At 76.5% G+C, this 665-nt stretch carries 1 protein-coding gene; it reads right to left on the reverse strand.

Annotated features, from left to right (window positions below):
• Nucleotides 1-665: amidase family protein (locus G3I40_RS33895; protein WP_275410272.1), on the reverse strand; the 665-nt coding region annotated here is incomplete at both ends.

The following is a 665-nucleotide window of genomic DNA, read 5'->3' on the forward strand; positions in this document are numbered from 1 at the left end:
GGCCGAGCCGGGCACGGCCCACGCGCGCGGCACCGGTGAGCGGTCCTCGACGGCCTGGGCCGCGTCGAGCACGGCGTCCTCCGTGAACCGGCCGCCGATGAGCTGTACGCCGAGCGGCAGCCCCTCGTGCAGGGCGGCCGGCACGGTCACCGCGGGGAAGCCGAGCACGGGCACCGAGGTCATCGGCCACATGGCGGGGAAGAGCTCGCCGCAGCGCCGCGCGCCCGCGAGGTCGGCGTCCTGCTCGAAGGGCGGCTCGGCGCACACGGGCGTGAGCAACAGCCGTTCCGCGCCGAGGAGTTGCTGGAGTCGCGTGATCAGGGTGGCGCGACGCCCCCAGCCGTTGATGTACGTCTCCAGGTCCGGGCGCTCGCCCCACACGCCGGCGGCCGCCGCGAAGTGCCCGGCGAGCGCCGTGCGGATCGCGTCGTCGCCGATCTGTTCCACGACCCGCAGCAGCCCCCGGGTGTCCTCGGTGATCAGCAGCAGCCAGAGCCGGGCGGCCTCGGCGAGCAGCGGTTCGGCGTCCACCTCGTCGACCTCGTACCCGGCGGCGGCGAGCGCGGCGGCGCCGTCGGTCACGGCCGCGTCGACCGCCGGGTGGTTCTTGACGCCCTCGTTGCCGCGCACGACGGTGACCCGCGCCGGGCCCGCTCCCGGTGCCC

It is taken from the genome of Streptomyces sp. SID14478 (assembly GCF_010548525.1).
In the GTDB taxonomy this organism is placed as follows: domain Bacteria; phylum Actinomycetota; class Actinomycetes; order Streptomycetales; family Streptomycetaceae; genus Streptomyces.